At 42.2% G+C, this 16,768-nt stretch carries 14 protein-coding genes; all 14 read left to right on the top strand.

Features of this window, described 5'->3' with window-relative positions; all coding sequences use genetic code 11:
- The first annotated feature begins 144 nt into the window (after positions 1–144).
- The 14 genes from rpoB to rplV all read left to right on the top strand — a co-directional run bounded on the left by rpoB (position 145) and on the right by rplV (position 16,767).
- Positions 145–3,702: a DNA-directed RNA polymerase subunit beta gene (gene rpoB, locus BAA9072_RS19835; RefSeq protein ID WP_201716415.1), complete on the top strand. Its 3,558-nt coding sequence runs from the start codon at positions 145–147 to the stop codon at positions 3,700–3,702.
- A 51-nt stretch (positions 3,703–3,753) separates the two neighbouring features.
- Positions 3,754–7,353, top strand: a complete 3,600-nt coding sequence (rpoC, locus tag BAA9072_RS19840; protein ID WP_201716416.1) for a DNA-directed RNA polymerase subunit beta' — start codon at positions 3,754–3,756, stop codon at positions 7,351–7,353.
- Between the two features lie 160 nt (positions 7,354–7,513).
- Positions 7,514–7,762, top strand: coding sequence for a 50S ribosomal protein L7ae-like protein (locus tag BAA9072_RS19845; RefSeq protein ID WP_201716417.1), 249 nt, complete (start codon positions 7,514–7,516; stop codon positions 7,760–7,762).
- 99 nt (positions 7,763–7,861) lie between these two features.
- A complete protein-coding gene (gene rpsL, locus BAA9072_RS19850) occupies positions 7,862–8,284 on the top strand; it encodes a 30S ribosomal protein S12 (RefSeq protein ID WP_034765995.1) in 423 nt (140 codons plus the stop codon).
- 44 nt (positions 8,285–8,328) lie between these two features.
- Entirely contained in the window at positions 8,329–8,799 is a 471-nt protein-coding gene (rpsG, locus tag BAA9072_RS19855) for a 30S ribosomal protein S7 (RefSeq protein ID WP_034765993.1), read from the top strand.
- Positions 8,800–8,850: 51 nt separating this feature from the next.
- Positions 8,851–10,929: an elongation factor G gene (fusA, locus tag BAA9072_RS19860; RefSeq protein ID WP_201716418.1), complete on the top strand. Its 2,079-nt coding sequence runs from the start codon at positions 8,851–8,853 to the stop codon at positions 10,927–10,929.
- A gap of 129 nt (positions 10,930–11,058) precedes the next feature.
- Entirely contained in the window at positions 11,059–12,249 is a 1,191-nt protein-coding gene (gene tuf / locus BAA9072_RS19865; RefSeq protein ID WP_044340522.1) for an elongation factor Tu, read from the top strand.
- A gap of 1,044 nt (positions 12,250–13,293) precedes the next feature.
- Entirely contained in the window at positions 13,294–13,602 is a 309-nt protein-coding gene (gene rpsJ / locus BAA9072_RS19870) for a 30S ribosomal protein S10 (protein ID WP_034676072.1), read from the top strand.
- A 35-nt stretch (positions 13,603–13,637) separates the two neighbouring features.
- On the top strand, positions 13,638–14,267 hold the full coding sequence (rplC, locus tag BAA9072_RS19875; protein WP_060674124.1) for a 50S ribosomal protein L3: 630 nt from the start codon (positions 13,638–13,640) through the stop codon (positions 14,265–14,267).
- A 30-nt stretch (positions 14,268–14,297) separates the two neighbouring features.
- A complete protein-coding gene (rplD, locus tag BAA9072_RS19880) occupies positions 14,298–14,921 on the top strand; it encodes a 50S ribosomal protein L4 (protein WP_201716419.1) in 624 nt (207 codons plus the stop codon).
- Positions 14,921–15,205: a 50S ribosomal protein L23 gene (gene rplW / locus BAA9072_RS19885; protein WP_034765982.1), complete on the top strand. Its 285-nt coding sequence runs from the start codon at positions 14,921–14,923 to the stop codon at positions 15,203–15,205. The genes rplD and rplW overlap by 1 nt, the downstream gene beginning before the upstream one ends.
- Positions 15,206–15,236: 31 nt before the next feature.
- Positions 15,237–16,067, top strand: coding sequence for a 50S ribosomal protein L2 (rplB, locus tag BAA9072_RS19890; RefSeq protein WP_201716420.1), 831 nt, complete (start codon positions 15,237–15,239; stop codon positions 16,065–16,067).
- Positions 16,068–16,127: 60 nt separating this feature from the next.
- Positions 16,128–16,406, top strand: coding sequence for a 30S ribosomal protein S19 (gene rpsS, locus BAA9072_RS19895; RefSeq protein ID WP_060674120.1), 279 nt, complete (start codon positions 16,128–16,130; stop codon positions 16,404–16,406).
- A gap of 19 nt (positions 16,407–16,425) precedes the next feature.
- On the top strand, positions 16,426–16,767 hold the full coding sequence (gene rplV / locus BAA9072_RS19900; protein WP_034765976.1) for a 50S ribosomal protein L22: 342 nt from the start codon (positions 16,426–16,428) through the stop codon (positions 16,765–16,767).
- Position 16,768 lies beyond the last annotated feature (1 nt).

Genomic DNA, 16,768 nt, shown 5'->3' on the forward strand with positions numbered 1-16,768 from the left:
GAAAAGATTATAAAATAATAGTTCGTCATTTGAAAATGAGGTTTTATCATTAAAACCCTTTTTCTTTTTGTCTTGTGTAGAGTAGTATTCCTACTTTAAGGCATATAGACACAACCAAAACGCTTGATTTGAGGGGTGAATCAGTTGACAGGTCAACTAGTTCAGTATGGACGACACCGCCAACGCAGAAGTTTTGCGCGTATCAGTGAAGTTTTAGAATTACCGAATTTAATCGAAATTCAAACTTCCTCGTATCAATGGTTTCTTGATGAGGGGTTAAGAGAAATGTTCCGTGACATTTCTCCGATTGAGGACTTCACTGGTAATCTCTCTTTGGAATTTATTGATTATAGTCTGGGAGAGCCAAAGTACTCGGTGGAAGAATCAAAGGAAAGAGATGTTACTTACTCTGCACCGCTTAGAGTGAAAGTCCGTCTTGTGAACAAAGAAACAGGAGAAGTAAAAGATCAAGACGTATTTATGGGTGATTTCCCGTTAATGACGGACACAGGTACTTTTGTCATTAATGGTGCTGAGCGTGTTATCGTATCTCAGCTAGTACGTTCACCTAGTGTTTACTTTAGCGGAAAAGTAGATAAGAACGGAAAGAAAGGGTTTACTGCTACCGTTATACCAAACCGCGGAGCTTGGCTTGAGTATGAAACAGATGCAAAAGATGTTGTATATGTGCGAATTGATCGAACTCGCAAACTACCGGTAACGGTTCTTTTACGTGCCCTTGGGTTTGGCTCTGATCAAGAAATCATCGATCTGATCGGTGATAATGAGTACATTCGTAACACGCTCGAGAAAGACAACACGGAAGGTATCGACAAGGCATTGCTCGAGATTTATGAGCGTCTGCGTCCAGGAGAGCCTCCTACAGTAGAAAATGCTAAAAGTTTACTCGTTTCTCGTTTCTTTGATCCAAAGCGTTATGACTTAGCAAACGTTGGACGTTACAAAATGAACAAAAAGCTTCACATTAAGAACCGTTTATTCGGTCAAACTCTAGCAGAAACTCTAGCAGATCCGGAAACGGGTGAGATTTTGGCAGAGAAGGGTACGGTTCTTGATCGTCGCGCTCTGGATAAGGTTATTCCTTATCTAGAAAATGGTATCGGGTTTAAAAATTACCAACAGTCTGGTGGCGTGTTAGAAGAAGACGTCGTTCTTCAATCTATCAAAATCTATTCTCCTAACGAAGAGGGAGAGTTTGAAATCAACGTAATCAGCAATGCGTATGTTGAAGAAGAGGTTAAGTATATTACACCCGCAGATATCATTTCTTCTATTTCTTACTTCTTTAACTTATTGCATGGAGTAGGACTTACGGATGATATTGACCATTTAGGTAACCGTCGTTTACGTTCGGTTGGTGAATTGCTTCAAAACCAATTCCGTATTGGTTTATCTCGTATGGAGCGTGTAGTTCGTGAAAGAATGTCCATCCAGGACACTAACACCATCACGCCTCAACAACTGATTAACATACGTCCGGTTATCGCATCAATTAAAGAGTTCTTTGGAAGCTCTCAATTATCTCAATTCATGGATCAAACGAATCCTCTTGCAGAATTAACGCACAAACGTCGTCTTTCTGCTTTAGGACCTGGTGGATTAACACGTGAACGTGCTGGATTCGAAGTGCGTGACGTCCATTATTCCCACTACGGTCGTATGTGTCCGATTGAAACACCTGAGGGTCCTAACATCGGACTGATCAACTCACTTTCCTCCTTTGCGAAAGTGAATAAATTCGGCTTTATCGAAACACCGTATCGTCGCGTCGATCCTGATACAGGGAAAGTAACCAATCGTATCGATTATCTGACAGCAGACGAAGAAGATAACTATGTAGTGGCGCAAGCGAACGCACGCCTTGGAGATGACGGCGCATTCCTTGATGAAGAAGTCATCGCTCGTTTCCGTGGTGAAAACACGGTCATCAAGCGCGAACGTCTTGACTACATGGATGTATCTCCTAAACAAGTAGTTTCAGCTGCGACAGCATGTATTCCATTCTTAGAGAACGATGACTCCAACCGTGCTCTTATGGGAGCCAACATGCAACGTCAAGCAGTACCTTTAATGAATCCTGAATCACCGATCGTCGGAACGGGTATGGAACACGTATCTGCGAAAGACTCTGGTGCAGCCGTGATTTGTAAATACGAAGGTATCGTGGAAAAGGTTGAAGCGAAACAAGTTTGGGTGCGTCGTGTGAAAGAAATTGATGGTCAAGAAGTAAAAGGTGACCTCGATAAGTATCGTATGCAGAAATTCATCCGTTCTAACCAAGGGACATGTTACAACCAGCGTCCGATCGTAAGTGAAGGCGACCGTGTGGTAAAAGGAGAAATCCTTGCTGATGGTCCTTCCATGGAGAAAGGTGAACTCGCCTTGGGACGTAACGTTATGGTTGGATTCATGACGTGGGACGGTTACAACTATGAAGATGCGATCATCATGAGTGAACGTCTTGTGAAAGACGATGTATATACTTCTATTCATATTGAAGAATATGAGTCCGAATCTCGTGATACGAAATTAGGGCCAGAAGAAATCACTCGTGATATTCCTAACGTCGGTGAGGATGCCCTACGCAATCTTGATGAGCGCGGAATCATCCGAATCGGTGCTGAAGTGAAAGATGGCGACCTACTTGTTGGTAAAGTAACGCCAAAAGGTGTAACAGAGTTGACTGCTGAAGAACGCTTATTACATGCAATCTTCGGTGAGAAAGCTCGTGAAGTTCGAGATACATCTCTTCGTGTACCACATGGTGGTGGGGGAATTATCCTTGATGTTAAAGTCTTCAACCGTGAAGATGGCGACGAATTACCACCAGGTGTGAATCAGCTTGTACGTGTATACATCGTTCAGAAACGTAAAATTTCTGAAGGGGACAAAATGGCTGGTCGACATGGTAACAAAGGTGTTATCTCAAAAATCCTTCCTGAAGAAGACATGCCGTTCTTACCAGACGGCACACCGATCGATATCATGTTGAACCCATTAGGGGTACCATCTCGTATGAATATCGGACAGGTGTTGGAGCTTCATTTGGGTATGGCAGCCAGATACCTTGGAATTCATGTTGCTTCACCAGTATTTGATGGAGCACGTGAGGAAGATGTATGGGCAACCATTGAAGAAGCAGGTATGGCGCGCGATGCCAAAACCGTTCTTTACGATGGTAGAAGTGGTGAACCGTTTGATAATCGTGTATCAGTTGGAATCATGTATATGATCAAACTTGCTCACATGGTTGATGATAAGCTTCACGCACGTTCAACCGGTCCTTATTCACTTGTTACGCAGCAGCCACTGGGTGGTAAAGCGCAATTCGGTGGACAGCGTTTCGGTGAGATGGAGGTATGGGCACTTGAAGCATACGGTGCTGCTTATACTCTGCAAGAAATTCTAACAGTTAAGTCTGATGATGTTGTGGGTCGTGTGAAAACATACGAAGCCATTGTCAAAGGTGAAAACGTTCCTGAACCTGGAGTTCCGGAATCATTTAAAGTTCTGATCAAAGAGCTTCAAAGTTTAGGTATGGATGTTAAGATCCTCTCTAGCACCGAAGAAGAAATTGAAATGCGCGACTTAGAGGATGAAGAAGAAGTTCAACAAGCAGACACGCTAAATATCTCTGAATCTAATGCACAAGAATCCGAGACAGTAGGGTCTAAAGAATAAATTTAGAGCAATTAGGGTTAGAGCCTGTAGATTAAAAGGGAGGTAGGCCCCTTGCTAGATGTAAATAATTTTGAGTATATGAAAATTGGTTTAGCATCCCCCGATAAGATCCGTTCGTGGTCTTTCGGGGAAGTTAAAAAACCCGAAACAATTAACTATCGTACGTTAAAACCAGAAAAAGATGGTTTGTTCTGTGAACGTATCTTCGGTCCTACGAAGGACTGGGAATGTCATTGTGGTAAATACAAGCGTGTCCGTTATAAGGGCGTCGTTTGTGACCGCTGTGGTGTCGAAGTAACAAAGGCTAAAGTTCGTCGTGAACGTATGGGACACATCGAACTTGCTGCCCCTGTATCTCACATCTGGTACTTCAAAGGAATCCCAAGCCGTATGGGTCTTGTTTTAGACATGTCCCCACGTGCTTTGGAAGAAGTGATCTATTTCGCTTCTTATGTTGTAACAGAACCAGGTGATACGGCTCTTGAGAGAAAACAACTTCTTTCTGAAAAAGAGTACCGTGCATACCGTGAGAAATACGGAGTGAAATTCCAAGCTGCAATGGGAGCAGAAGCGATTAAAAAGCTTCTGCAGGACATCGACCTGGACAAAGAAGCTGATTTCTTAAAAGAAGAACTCAAAACAGCTCAAGGTCAGCGCCGTACCCGTGCAATCAAGCGGTTGGAAGTAGTGGAATCTTTCAGAAACTCAGGAAATGATCCGGACTGGATGATTCTTGATGTACTTCCTGTCATTCCTCCAGAGCTTCGCCCGATGGTTCAACTTGACGGTGGACGCTTTGCGACTTCTGACTTAAATGATTTATATCGTCGTGTTATTAACCGTAATAACCGTCTTAAGCGTTTATTGGATCTTGGTGCTCCAAGCATCATCGTTCAAAACGAGAAGCGTATGCTTCAAGAAGCGGTTGATGCTTTAATTGATAATGGTCGTCGCGGCCGTCCAGTTACTGGACCGGGTAACCGTCCGTTAAAATCCCTTTCACATATGCTTAAAGGGAAGCAGGGTCGTTTCCGTCAGAACCTTCTCGGTAAACGTGTTGACTATTCCGGGCGTTCTGTGATCGTTGTTGGACCTAACCTTAAGATGTACCAATGTGGTCTTCCTAAAGAAATGGCTCTTGAGTTATTCAAGCCATTTGTGATGAAAGAGCTCGTTGAAAAAGGATTGGCTCACAATATTAAGAGTGCTAAGCGCAAGATTGAACGCGTTCAGCCGGAAGTATGGGATGTATTAGAAGGGGTCATTAAAGAACATCCAGTTCTTTTAAACCGTGCCCCTACACTTCACAGACTTGGTATTCAAGCATTTGAACCAACTCTTGTCGAAGGTAGAGCGATCCGTCTTCACCCACTTGTGTGTACAGCATACAATGCGGATTTTGATGGTGACCAAATGGCGGTTCACGTACCGTTGTCTTCTGAAGCACAAGCTGAAGCTCGCATGCTGATGCTTGCTGCCCAAAACATCTTAAATCCGAAAGACGGTAAACCGGTTGTTACTCCGTCTCAGGATATGGTATTAGGTAACTATTACCTGACACTTGAACGTGAAAATGCGGTTGGTGAAGGAATGATCTTCAATGATGCAAGTGAAGTCATCCTTGCATATCAAAACGGTTATGTACACTTGCATACCCGTATTGCGATCCATGCAAGCACCATCAACAACAAAACGTTCACTGAGAAGCAAAATAAACAGTTATTATTAACAACGGTAGGTAAAGTAATCTTTAACGAGATTTTACCAGATACATTCCCGTTCATTAACGAACCGACAAGAACGAACTTGGAAGTTGCGACTCCTGAGAACTACTTTGTTGATCCGTCAACGAACGTGAAAGAAGTATTCCAAAGCCGTGAGTTAATTAACCCATTCAAAAAAGGTTTCTTAGGGAATATCATTGCGGAAGTATTCAAGAAGTTCGCCATCACCGAAACCTCTCGTATGCTTGATAAGATGAAGGACCTTGGATTTAAATACTCAACTAAAGCCGGTATTACTGTAGGTATCGCGGATATCGTTGTACTAGCGGAAAAAGAAGAGATCCTTATTGAAGCGCAAAGTAAAGTGGACAACGTATTAAAACAATTTAAGCGTGGTCTTATTACAGAAGATGAAAGATACGATCGTGTTATCTCCATCTGGAGTGCTGCGAAAGATACGATTCAAGGTAAGTTAATGGCGACACTGGATAAACGCAATCCTATCTTCATGATGAGTGACTCGGGTGCCCGTGGTAATGCATCCAACTTTACTCAGCTTGCTGGTATGCGTGGACTGATGGCCAACCCGGCTGGTCGTATCATTGAGTTACCGATCAAATCAAGTTTCCGTGAAGGTCTAACGGTTCTTGAGTACTTCATCTCAACACATGGTGCCCGTAAAGGTCTTGCCGATACAGCACTGAAAACAGCTGACTCAGGTTACCTGACACGTCGACTTGTAGACGTTGCACAAGATGTTATTGTTCGTGAAGAAGACTGTGGAACGGATAGAGGCCTGCTTGTAGGCTCCATTAAAGAGGGTACGGAAATCATCGAACCTCTTGAAGAACGTTTACTCGGTCGTTACTCACGAAAAACTTTACGTCATCCTGAGACAGATGAAATCATCATCACAGAGAATCAGCTGATCACAGAAGACTTGGCTAAAACGATTATTGATGCTGGTGTCGAGCATGTTTCGATCCGCTCTGCTTTCACATGTAACACAAGACATGGTGTGTGTGAAAAATGTTATGGAACGAATCTTGCAACCGGTCAAAAAGTCGAAGTCGGGGAAGCTGTTGGTATCATTGCTGCTCAATCCATTGGGGAACCTGGTACTCAGTTAACGATGCGTACGTTCCACACCGGTGGGGTTGCAGGAGACGATATCACCCAAGGTTTACCGCGTATCCAAGAGATCTTCGAGGCGCGTAACCCTAAAGGTCAAGCCGTCATTTCTGAAATCGATGGTGTGATCACATCCATCAGTGAAGGAAAAGATCGTCAGTATGAAATAACCGTTCAAGGTGACGTGGAAACGAGAAGTTACACTGCTCCTTACACAGCACGCCTGAAGTTCGCTGTGAACGATAAAGTAGCACGCGGTCAGGAAATCACTGAAGGTTCGATCGATCCTAAAGAACTTCTTAAAGTCCGTGATGTGTCTGCCGTTCAAGAATACTTGCTGCGGGAAGTACAAAAGGTTTACCGTATGCAAGGGGTTGAAATTGGCGACAAACACGTTGAAGTTATGGTTCGTCAAATGTTACGTAAAGTTCGAGTCATCGATGCTGGTGAATCTGAAGTACTTCCGGGTACTCTTATGGATATCCATCAATTCAGAGATGCGAACGAAAAAGCATTATTCGGCGGAAAGCTTCCGGCTACAGGACGTCCTGTACTGCTTGGAATCACCAAAGCTTCACTTGAAACGGATTCCTTCTTATCTGCAGCATCATTCCAGGAAACAACTCGTGTGTTAACGGACGCTGCAATTAAAGGAAAACGTGATGAGTTACTTGGATTAAAAGAAAATGTTATCATCGGTAAGCTGGTTCCAGCAGGAACGGGTATGCAACGTTACCGCAAAGCAGAACCGGTATTAGCAGAAGATACTAGTGAAGAAACAGTAACAGTAGAGTAATCTATTAAGGCTAACTCTTAGGCTGGTTTGATTGCTCAAACAACAGGCTTAAGAGTTAGCTTTTATAAATCTTTTAAATCTTTGTTGACATAGAGATTTTAAGATGATAATATATTCAAGGTTGCTCCTATTAATAACCTGTTACTTTGGAGGATATGAAATGTCTTATGAAAAAGTAGCGCAGGCCAAAGAAATTATTGTAGGAACAAAGCAAGCAGTGAAAGCTCTTAAAACAGGTCATGTACTTGAAGTTGTAATTGCGGAGGATGCTGATCCCAAGGTTACAGCGAAAGTAGTTCAGGCCGCGATTGATCTTAATGTACAGGTTAACAAAGTGGATTCAATGAAGAAGCTTGGTAAATCGTGCGGAATAGATGTTGGAGCAGCAGCTGTTGCGATTATACAGTAAAATAGTTTTTGTAGAAGCGATCTGCAAAAACTTTACTTTTACCCAAAAAAGAACCACCTGGATGTGTGGGCTTACCAAATAAGAAGGGAGGAAAACAAAATGCCAACTATTAACCAATTAGTTCGCAAGCCTCGTCAATCAAAATCAACTAAATCAAAGTCACCAGCTCTAAACAAAGGTTATAACAGCTTTAAGAAGGTGCACACGAACTTGTCTTCTCCACAAAAACGTGGTGTATGTACTCGTGTTGGTACAATGACTCCAAAGAAACCGAACTCGGCTTTACGTAAATATGCACGTGTTCGTTTAACAAATGGAATCGAGGTTACTGCTTACATTCCTGGTATCGGACACAACCTTCAAGAACACAGTGTTGTTCTTATCCGTGGAGGACGTGTAAAGGATTTACCAGGGGTACGTTATCATATCGTACGTGGTGCGCTTGATACAGCTGGAGTTGACGGCCGTATGCAAGGACGTTCTAAATACGGAACTAAGCGCCCTAAAGCAGCTAAAAAATAATAAAACGACTATAAATTCATTTCTCGTTGAAAGGAGGAAATCACATGCCACGTAAAGGTCCTGTAGCAAAAAGAGACGTTTTACCTGATCCAATGTACAATTCTAAATTAGTTACTCGTTTAATCAATAAAATCATGATTGACGGTAAAAGAGGTAAAGCTCAAAAGAAATTATACGCAGCGTTTGATATCATTAGCGAGCGTTCAGGTAAAGATGCAATGGAAGTATTCGATGCAGCTTTAAAAAATATCATGCCGGTATTGGAAGTTAAAGCTCGTCGTGTAGGTGGTTCAAACTATCAAGTACCTGTAGAGGTGCGTCCAGAGCGTCGTACTACATTAGGTCTTCGTTGGTTAGTAAACTACTCTCGTCTTCGCGGTGAGAAGACAATGGAAGAGCGTTTAGCTAACGAAATTCTTGATGCAGCTAACAACACTGGAGCTTCTGTTAAGAAGCGTGAAGATACACACAAGATGGCTGAAGCGAACAAAGCGTTTGCTCACTATCGTTGGTAATCTGAACTTTAACAAACAAAACATTCTTATATAAGGAAGGAGAAAGACCGCATGCCTAGAGAGTTCTCCTTAGAAAACACTCGTAATATCGGTATCATGGCTCACATCGATGCCGGTAAAACAACTGCTACTGAGCGTATCCTATTTTATACTGGTCGTATCCATAAAATTGGTGAAACTCACGAAGGTGCTTCTCAAATGGACTGGATGGAGCAAGAGCAGGAACGTGGTATCACAATCACTTCTGCTGCGACAACAGCTCAATGGAAAGGCCATCGTATCAACATCATCGATACACCGGGACACGTAGACTTCACAGTTGAAGTTGAACGTTCACTGCGTGTACTTGATGGTGCAGTAGCAGTACTTGACGCTCAATCTGGTGTTGAGCCTCAAACTGAAACTGTATGGCGCCAAGCAACAACTTACGGGGTTCCTCGTGTTGTGTTCGTTAACAAAATGGACAAAATCGGTGCTGACTTCCTTTATTCTGTAGGTACACTTCATGAGCGTTTACAAGCAAATGCACATCCAATTCAGCTTCCTATCGGTGCTGAAGACGATTTCGAAGGTATCATTGACTTAGTAGAAATGAAAGCTTATTTCTATGAAGATGACCTTGGAACACGTGCAGAAGCTCGTGACATTCCTGAAGAGTATAAAGATCAAGCTGAAGAATACCGCGGAAAGCTAATTGAAGCTGTATCTGAACTTGATGAAGAGCTTATGATGAAGTACTTAGAAGGCGAAGAGCTTTCTAACGAAGAAATCAAAGCAGCAATCCGTGCAGCTACACTAACTGTCGAGTTCTACCCGGTTGTTTGTGGGTCTGCATTCAAAAACAAAGGGGTTCAATTATTAATTGACTCAGTAATTGATTATCTTCCAGCACCAACAGATGTTGAAGATATCAAAGGTTTTGTACCTGATACAGAAGAAGAAGTAACTCGTCCATCTGCTGACGATGCACCATTCTCTGCATTAGCGTTCAAAGTTGCAACTGACCCTTATGTTGGTAAATTAACATTCTTCCGTGTGTACTCAGGAACGTTAGATTCTGGTTCATATGTAAGAAACTCTTCTAAAGGCAAGCGTGAACGTGTAGGACGTATCCTGCAAATGCACGCAAACTCCCGTGAAGAAATCTCTACTGTTTACGCTGGAGATATTGCGGCAGCAGTTGGTCTTAAAGATACTAGTACTGGAGATACACTATGTGATGAAAAGAGCCTTGTTATCTTAGAATCAATGGTATTCCCAGAACCGGTTATCTCTTTATCTGTTGAGCCTAAGTCAAAGGCTGACCAAGATAAAATGACAACTGCTCTACAAAAACTTCAAGAAGAAGATCCAACATTCCGTGCGCATACTGACCAGGAAACTGGACAGGTTATCATCGCTGGAATGGGTGAGCTTCACTTAGACATCATCGTTGACCGTATGAAACGTGAGTTCAAAGTAGAAGCAAACGTAGGAGCTCCTCAAGTATCTTACCGTGAGACTTTCCGTGATACGGCTAAAGTTGAAGGTAAGTTCGCTCGTCAATCTGGTGGACGTGGACAATTCGGACACGTTTGGATCGAATTCTCACCTAATGAAGAAGGTAAAGGATTCGAATTCGAGAACGGTATTGTCGGTGGTGTTGTTCCTCGTGAATACATCCCTGCAGTACAAGCCGGTCTATCTGACGCTTTAGAAAATGGTGTCTTAGCTGGTTTCCCACTTGTTGATGTTAAAGCAAGATTATTCGATGGTTCATACCATGACGTTGACTCCTCGGAGATGGCGTTCAAAATCGCTGCATCAATGGCACTTAAGAATGCTGCTTCTAAATGTAAGCCGGTAATCCTTGAGCCGATGATGAAAGTAGAGGTTGTTATCCCTGAGGAATACCTTGGAGATATCATGGGTGACGTTACTTCACGTCGTGGACGTGTAGAAGGTATGGAAGCCCGCGGAAACGCTCAAGTCGTTAAAGCGTTCGTACCACTATCAGAAATGTTTGGATATGCAACTTCCCTTCGTTCTAACACACAAGGACGTGGAACATACTCCATGCACTTCGACCACTATGAAGAAGTACCTAAATCGATTTCTGAAGAGATCATCAAAAAAAATAAAGGTGAATAATTGATTTATTCGCTTTTATAAAGTATAAATACTAATGTAAGCAATTGTTGCGTCAGAGATGGTTTTATTGCTGTCTCTGAGGCACCTAAAATATACTTATTTTCTTTAAAATTAAAGGAGGATTTTCAAATGGGTAAGGAAAAATTTGATCGTTCCAAGCAACATGCGAATATCGGTACAATCGGTCACGTTGACCACGGTAAAACAACTCTAACAGCTGCTATCACAACTACACTTCACAAGAAGTATGGTCGTGGAACTGCAATGGCATATGACCAAATCGACGGTGCTCCAGAAGAAAGAGAACGTGGAATCACAATCTCTACTGCGCACGTTGAGTATGAAACTGATACTCGTCACTATGCACACGTTGACTGCCCAGGACATGCTGACTATGTTAAAAACATGATCACTGGTGCTGCACAAATGGATGGTGGGATCCTAGTAGTTTCTGCTGCTGACGGCCCAATGCCACAAACTCGTGAGCACATCCTTCTTTCTCGTCAAGTAGGTGTTCCATACCTAGTTGTATTCATGAACAAATGTGACATGGTAGACGACGAAGAACTACTTGAATTAGTAGAAATGGAAGTACGTGACCTTCTTTCTGAGTACGATTTCCCTGGTGATGACGTACCGGTAATCAAAGGTTCTGCTCTTAAAGCTCTTGAAGGAGATGCTGAGTGGGAAGCGAAAATCTTCGAACTTATGGAAGCTGTAGATAGCTACATCCCAACTCCAGAGCGTGACACTGAAAAACCATTCATGATGCCTGTTGAGGACGTTTTCTCAATCACAGGTCGTGGTACAGTTGCTACAGGTCGTGTTGAGCGTGGACAAGTTAAAGTTGGAGACACTATCGACATCATCGGTCTTTCTGAAGAACCAAAGTCTACAACTGTAACAGGTGTAGAAATGTTCCGTAAACTTCTTGACTATGCTGAAGCTGGAGACAACATCGGTGCACTACTTCGTGGTGTAGCTCGTGAAGATATCCAACGTGGACAAGTACTTGCTAAGCCAGGTACAATCACTCCACACACAAAATTCAAAGCAGAAGTTTATGTTCTTTCAAAAGAAGAAGGTGGACGTCACACTCCATTCTTCACTAACTACCGCCCACAGTTCTACTTCCGTACAACTGACGTAACTGGTATTTGTAACCTTCCTGAAGGTGTAGAAATGGTTATGCCTGGCGATAACATCGAAATGACTGTTGAGCTTATCGCTCCAATCGCTATTGAAGAAGGTACTAAGTTCTCTATCCGTGAGGGTGGACGTACTGTAGGTGCTGGAGTAGTAGCGACAATCACTGAGTAATCATTGATATCAAAAACAGATGGACATCATGTCCATCTGTTTTTTTGTGCGCATTTTAAATAAGAGGGGAGTAAATTACATGGACAAAACAAATTTGATCTAATCTAAAGGACAAAATGAATCGTTTTACTGAACCGCTGTTGATCTCCGTGCAAGACTTCGCTTTCCTCGGGCGGAAGGCGAGCCTCCTCGTCGCTATCGCTCCTGCGGGGTCTCACCTATTCCGCTTTTCCCGTAGGAGTCTACGTCTTGCACTCCAATCAACAGCTAGAAACGTCTAAATACACTTTGTATGTTTAACAAAAACAAAAGATCCGAACTATCATTCGATATCGATAAAAGAATTTCTAATGATAGTTCGAATCTTTATTCGGGTAAAACCATTTATTCCAACCCTTTTTTGTACGAAAAGTGAGAAGATAGTTCCACCAAACTCAATGTTTATATTTACGACTTTCTTCTATATATAATACGAGGCTGTCATTATTAACAAGAATTGTTTATACAAAATGATCACAATCAAATATTTAATATATTTATAGGATTTTGCGAAATCCAATCTCTACACCAATAGATATGATACCCATTGTTGATTGCAACGGAAGGCAGCTCGACTCCTGCGGGAAAAGCTGGACAGGTGAGACCCCACAGGGCGAAGCCCGAGGAGGCTCACCGCCAGCCCCGCGGAAAGCGAGCTGCCTGCAGTGGAAATCAACATGAACTCACTCATCAGTAATTAAAATATTCGTCTTACAAATTTCTTATAGCTTTTAGCAAGATCAGATATTAAATATTGTGAAAATAACACATAACCTTGAAAATTAAACGGTTCGTTTGTATAATAGAGAAAGTGTGCAAAACATAAAGAAATTGCAAGAAACCCTTGCTTCTTCTAGGTGTTTTAGTTATAATAGACAATGTTGGTCTTTGACTGCGATGAAACAGAAGGTTGCTGACACACACGGCCGCTTTGCCATGGCGAGTGTGTGGGAAATTTCTGTGGAGAATGTCTATTCAAAAATAGGCGATAAAGGAGGGAAAATAATGGCAAAACAAAAGATTCGTATCCGTTTAAAGGCTTATGATCACAGAATTCTTGATCAATCAGCTGAGAAAATTGTTGAAACAGCAAAACGTTCTGGTGCGGCGGTTTCAGGACCGATCCCACTACCGACTGAAAAGTCTATTTATACAATTTTACGTGCTGTGCACAAATACAAAGATTCTCGTGAGCAATTCGAAATGCGTACTCACAAACGCTTAATCGACATTGTAAACCCGACACCGCAAACAGTTGATGCGCTTATGCGTTTAGACTTACCATCAGGTGTAGATATCGAAATCAAACTTTAATTCATAAAAACCATAATAACTAGGAGGTGTGACTTATGACCAAAGGAATCTTAGGAAGAAAGATTGGTATGACTCAAGTTTTCGCTGAAAACGGTGATCTTATCCCTGTAACTGTTATCGAGGCTGCTCAAAACGTGGTACTTCAAAAGAAATCTACAGACGTTGATGGCTACGAAGCTATCCAAGTAGGTTTTGAAGACAAACGTGAAAAGCTTTCTAACAAACCAGAGAGAGGCCACGTTGCTAAAGCTGAAACTGCTCCTAAGCGCTTCATCCGTGAAATCCGCGGTGTAAACGTAGAAGAGTACGAAGTTGGTCAAGAAGTCAAAGTTGATATTTTCGCTGCAGGCGAAATCGTAGATGTAACAGGAGTTTCAAAAGGTAAAGGTTTCCAAGGTGCTATCAAGCGTCACAACCAATCCCGCGGACCTATGTCCCATGGTTCTCGTTACCACCGTCGTCCCGGTTCAATGGGTCCTGTTGATCCAAACCGCGTATTCAAAGGTAAATTACTACCTGGACGTATGGGCGGAGAGCAAATTACAATTCAAAACCTTGAAATTGTAAAAGTGGATGCTGAACGTAACCTTATCTTAGTCAAAGGTAATGTGCCTGGACCTAAGAAACAACTGATCAAAGTAAAGTCTGCTATTAAAGCAAACTAATAGAACTTTTCAAGAAAGGAGGAAACAAGAATGCCGAAAGTAGCATTATTTAACCAAAGCGGTTCTAAAGTTGGTGATATTGAACTTAATGACACTGTTTTTGGTATTGAACCAAACACACATGTGATGACTGAAGCAGTATTGATGCAAAGAGCGTCTCTACGTCAAGGAAATCACAAAGTAAAAAATCGTTCTGAAGTACGTGGCGGTGGGCGTAAGCCTTGGCGTCAAAAAGGAACAGGTCGTGCTCGTCAAGGGTCAATCCGTTCTCCACAATGGCGCGGTGGTGGTACTGTATTTGGACCAGTTCCACGCAGCTACAGCTACAAACTTCCTAAGAAAGTTCGTCGCTTAGCGATTAAATCCGCACTATCTTCTAAAGTAGTAGAAGAAAACATCTTAGTATTAGAAGCATTATCGTTCGATGCTCCTAAAACAAAAGAATTTGCTAGCGTTCTAAAAGGTCTTTCTGTTGATTCTAAAACATTAGTGATCACTGACGGTCTTGACGAAAACGTAGCACTTTCAGCTCGTAACATCCCTGGTATAACGGTTGTCACTGCAGAAGGAATTAGCGTTCTGGATGTATTAGGACATGACAAACTAGTGATGACTAAATCAGCTGTTGAAAAAGTAGAGGAGGTGCTCGCATAATGGATGTACGTGAAATCATTAAGCGCCCCGTAATTACAGAGGCTTCAACTGATCTTATGTCTGAGAAAAAGTATACTTTCGAAGTTGATACTAGAGCCAACAAAACTCAAGTAAAAGACGCCGTTCAAGCAATCTTTGACGTGAAAGTAGATAAAGTAAACATCATGAACTACAAAGGTAAGTTCAAACGCATGGGTAAACACGCTGGTTACACTAACAAGCGTCGTAAAGCTATCGTTAAACTTACTGCCGATAGTAAAGAAATCGAATTCTTTGAAGTATAAAATTCTTTAATTAAGAAGAGGAGGGAAAAACATGGCGATTAAAAAGTATAAACCTACCTCTAATGGTCGTCGCGGCATGACTAGTTCTGATTTCGCTGAAATCACGACTGATTCTCCGGAAAAGTCACTTTTAGCACCCCTACACAAAAAGGGTGGCCGTAACAACCAAGGTAAGTTAACAGTTCGTCATCAAGGTGGCGGTCATAAGCGCCAATACCGTATCATCGATTTCAAACGTGAAAAAGATGGTATACCTGGACGCGTTGCTACGATCGAATATGATCCAAACCGTTCAGCTAATATTGCACTAATCAATTATGCTGATGGGGAAAAACGTTACATTCTTGCACCTAAAACACTTGTTGTAGGTATGGAAGTAATGTCTGGACCTGAATCAGATATTAAAGTAGGTAATGCATTACCACTTATCAACATCCCAGTTGGTACAATCGTACACAATATTGAACTTAAACCAGGTAAGGGTGGCCAGTTAGTTCGTTCTGCTGGAACATCTGCTCAAGTACTTGGTAAAGAAGGTAAATATGTACTTGTACGTTTGAACTCTGGTGAAACTCGTATGATTCTTTCTGCTTGTCGTGCTACTATAGGTCAAGTTGGAAATGAACAACACGAACTTATCAACATTGGTAAAGCCGGTCGTTCTCGTTGGTTAGGTAAACGCCCAACAGTTCGTGGTTCTGTAATGAACCCTAACGATCACCCACACGGTGGTGGTGAAGGTCGCGCTCCAATCGGACGTAAATCACCAATGTCTCCTTGGGGTAAACCTACTCTTGGATACAAGACACGTAAGAAAAACAACAAATCTGATAAATTTATTGTGCGTCGTCGCAAAAAATAACGGGATTGTACTACGGTTCCTCAAAAGAGCCGTAGATCAGTCACGAAGGGAGGTTCAAACATGGGTCGTAGCTTAAAAAAAGGACCTTTTGTTGATGATCATTTAATGAATAAGGTTGAGAAATTGAACGAAACTGAAGGCAAACAAGTTGTTAAAACTTGGTCTCGTCGCTCAACGATCTTCCCAGCATTCATCGGTCACACTATCGCAGTTTACGATGGTCGTAAACATGTACCTGTATACGTCACTGAAGACATGGTAGGACACAAGCTTGGTGAATTCGCACCATCTCGTACTTACAAAGGTCATGCAAGTGATGATAAGAAAACAAGACGCTAATTGAGAGGAGGGTATCCTAATGCAAGCAAAAGCTGTTGCAAGAACAGTACGTATTGCTCCTCGTAAAGTACGTTTAGTCGTTGATCTAATCCGAGGTAAGCAAGTTGGAGAAGCGGTTGCTATCTTAAAGCATACACCTAAAGCTGCTTCACCAGTAATCGAAAAAGTACTTAAGTCTGCTATTGCGAACGCAGAGCACAACTTTGACATGGATATTAATAGCCTAGTGGTAACTGAGGCTTATGTAAATGAAGGACCAACACTTAAACGTTTCCGTCCTCGTGCGATGGGACGTGCAAGTCAAATTAACAAACGTACAAGTCACATTACACTTGTCGTATCAGAAAAGAAGGAGGGATAAG

Origin of the sequence: Rossellomorea arthrocnemi (genome assembly GCF_904424705.1) — a bacterium.
Lineage (GTDB): Bacteria > Bacillota > Bacilli > Bacillales > Bacillaceae_B > Rossellomorea > Rossellomorea arthrocnemi.

Coding starts and splice junctions, on each gene's coding strand:
- BAA9072_RS19845 (WP_201716417.1), top strand. CDS start 7,514: ATGTCTTATGAAAAAGTAGCGCAGGCCAAAGAAATTATTGTAGGAACA.
- rpsL (WP_034765995.1), top strand. CDS start 7,862: ATGCCAACTATTAACCAATTAGTTCGCAAGCCTCGTCAATCAAAATCA.
- rpsG (WP_034765993.1), top strand. CDS start 8,329: ATGCCACGTAAAGGTCCTGTAGCAAAAAGAGACGTTTTACCTGATCCA.
- fusA (WP_201716418.1), top strand. CDS start 8,851: ATGCCTAGAGAGTTCTCCTTAGAAAACACTCGTAATATCGGTATCATG.
- tuf (WP_044340522.1), top strand. CDS start 11,059: ATGGGTAAGGAAAAATTTGATCGTTCCAAGCAACATGCGAATATCGGT.
- rpsJ (WP_034676072.1), top strand. CDS start 13,294: ATGGCAAAACAAAAGATTCGTATCCGTTTAAAGGCTTATGATCACAGA.
- rplC (WP_060674124.1), top strand. CDS start 13,638: ATGACCAAAGGAATCTTAGGAAGAAAGATTGGTATGACTCAAGTTTTC.
- rplD (WP_201716419.1), top strand. CDS start 14,298: ATGCCGAAAGTAGCATTATTTAACCAAAGCGGTTCTAAAGTTGGTGAT.
- rplW (WP_034765982.1), top strand. CDS start 14,921: ATGGATGTACGTGAAATCATTAAGCGCCCCGTAATTACAGAGGCTTCA.
- rplB (WP_201716420.1), top strand. CDS start 15,237: ATGGCGATTAAAAAGTATAAACCTACCTCTAATGGTCGTCGCGGCATG.
- rpsS (WP_060674120.1), top strand. CDS start 16,128: ATGGGTCGTAGCTTAAAAAAAGGACCTTTTGTTGATGATCATTTAATG.
- rplV (WP_034765976.1), top strand. CDS start 16,426: ATGCAAGCAAAAGCTGTTGCAAGAACAGTACGTATTGCTCCTCGTAAA.